This is a genomic window from Mesorhizobium sp. M7A.F.Ca.US.006.04.2.1 (genome assembly GCF_004022915.1).
In the GTDB taxonomy this organism is placed as follows: domain Bacteria; phylum Pseudomonadota; class Alphaproteobacteria; order Rhizobiales; family Rhizobiaceae; genus Mesorhizobium; species Mesorhizobium ciceri.
Map to the genome: position 1 here is coordinate 1 of NZ_RZQA01001016.1, position 1,998 is coordinate 1,998.

The 1,998-nt window shown below is 60.9% G+C and carries 4 protein-coding genes; all 4 read right to left on the bottom strand.

Annotated features, from left to right (window positions below; translation table 11 throughout):
* Positions 1 to 93: twin-arginine translocation signal domain-containing protein (locus EN925_RS41130; RefSeq protein ID WP_128337256.1), on the bottom strand; the 93-nt coding region annotated here is incomplete at its 3' end.
* Position 94: 1 nt separating this feature from the next.
* On the bottom strand, positions 95 to 976 hold the full coding sequence (locus EN925_RS33570; RefSeq protein WP_024505335.1) for a cytochrome b/b6 domain-containing protein: 882 nt from the start codon (positions 974 to 976) through the stop codon (positions 95 to 97).
* A 97-nt stretch (positions 977 to 1,073) separates the two neighbouring features.
* Positions 1,074 to 1,751 carry a DUF1345 domain-containing protein gene (locus EN925_RS33575; RefSeq protein ID WP_013531945.1) on the bottom strand — a complete coding sequence of 226 codons (678 nt, stop codon included), beginning with the start codon at positions 1,749 to 1,751 and terminating at the stop codon, positions 1,074 to 1,076.
* A gap of 23 nt (positions 1,752 to 1,774) precedes the next feature.
* Positions 1,775 to 1,998: DUF188 domain-containing protein (locus EN925_RS33580; protein ID WP_206633077.1), on the bottom strand; the 224-nt coding region annotated here is incomplete at its 5' end.

Below are 1,998 nucleotides of genomic sequence, written 5' to 3' on the forward strand. Positions count from 1 at the left end.
GTCAAAGGCGTCGCAGCCCGACAGCATGATACCGGAAGCGCCAAGGCCGGCAGCGGTCAGGAATTTGCGGCGGCTGATCTCAAACTTCGCCATGTCAGGCACTCCTCTCGGCTGTATTGTCGTCCTGTGCGGGAGGATCGGTGCGGTACCAGCCGGTGATGATCGAGCGCAGCTCGTTGATCGGGCCGGCGGCCAGGATCATCAGGATATGGACGACGAAGAAGGCGACCAGCAGCACCATGACGGTGAAATGGATGGTGCGTGCCGTCTGCCGGCCACCGAGCAGATCGTTGAGGAAAGGCAGCACCGAGTTCATGCTTGGCGACATCGCCAGACCGGTGATGATCATCAGCGGCAGCAGCACGAACAGAACCCCGCCATAGGCCATCTTCTGCAGCGTGTTGTATTCGCGCGTGTGATGGAATTTGAGCTTGGCGTGGTCGACGATGTCTTGCGGCAACCGCTTCAAATCGTCGAGGCGTGGCGCGAGATCGCGCCGCAAATGGCCGTTCACGGTGCTGGCGACAAACCAGACGATCAACGTCGTGGTGAGTATCCAGGCAAAGAAGAAATGGATGACGCGCGCAGTGCCGAGATCATAGTAGGACGGGATGGTCGCCCAGGACGGGAAGGCGCGGGACGTCTCCTGGCCGGCCGGACCCGACCAGCCGAGCACCCCAGTGGTGTCGAAGCGCTTGCCGAAGATCTCCGTGTAGCCGCGCGGACCCGCATCGGAGTTCTCGGCGCCGATGGCGAAGATGGTGTTGTTGTAATCGAAGCCCGATTGCTTGCCGATATAGAGCTGCGGACGGGCATTGAAGATCTGCAGGCCGGACAACAGCATGAAGAACAGCGAGATCGCCCACAGCCAATGCGTCAGCCGCGTCCAGCGCGACTGCCGGTAAATCAGCGTTTTGTCGTTCGACGCCGAAGCGCCTGGATCGGCGGCGGATTGGCTTCTGGCAACGGATTCCATCGTGTTTCGTCTCCCGGCCTCGCGGCATGGCCTGCGCGCTCATTGTCCTCCTGATACGTCGCGATCCAAACCGATGTTTCATCCGATCACGGATTTATTACGGACCGCCCAGGCTGACGGCGAGATTGACGGCAGCGGCGACGATGACCGTGTTGAAGAAAAACGACAGGATCGAGTGGACAAGCACGACACGACGCATATGCGTCGTCGAGATGTTGGTGTCGGCGGTCTGCGCCGTCATGCCGATCACCGTCGAGAAATAGAGGAAGTCCCAACCCTCCGGCCGTTTGTCGCCCGGAAACAGCAGTCCGCCGACCGGGATTTTCTTCCTGGTCTCGGCATCCATCGCATCGCCATCCATCCAGTAGACATGAGCATAATGGAGCGCTGCCATGGCATGGATGGTGAACCAGCCGAGCGGGATCGACAGCAGCGCGAAGAAGAGCTCGATGGGATGGCTTCTGTCCTTCTGATTGATCAGCAGGAACAATGCGACAACGGCAACGCCGACGACGACAAGCGTCACGGCGAAGATGACCAGCACCGGCTGGTCGGTGGCGCGCGCATTCTTGCTCAGATACCTGCCGGTGAACTTCGGCATCTGGGCGACGACGAGAATGACATAGGCGGCAAAGAACGCGTTGGCGCCGATCGAATAGGCAAGCGGAGCGTGCAGCAGCAACGCCACCAGAAGCGCAAAGACGCCGAAGCAGGCAGACACAGCAAACAGCATGTGGCGCTGCATGGGTTTGTCTATCGGAGCTTCGGCGGCCATGGTGGTTCCAGCCCTGGATAGCGCTAATCCGGTGTGGCCGATTTCATGGCACGCCGCAAGATGCGATCGAGTTCGCCCAGAAACCGCGACCGGTCTTGCGGCGCGAAGCTGGCATTGTAGCCCTTGCTTTCGCCGGTCTCGCGCAGATGCTGCTTCAGGTCGCGCATCGCCACCGCCATGCCGATCGTTTCCGGCGTGAAGGGACGTCCGGTTGGCCCAAGCACATGGGCGCCAAGCGCTACCGCGC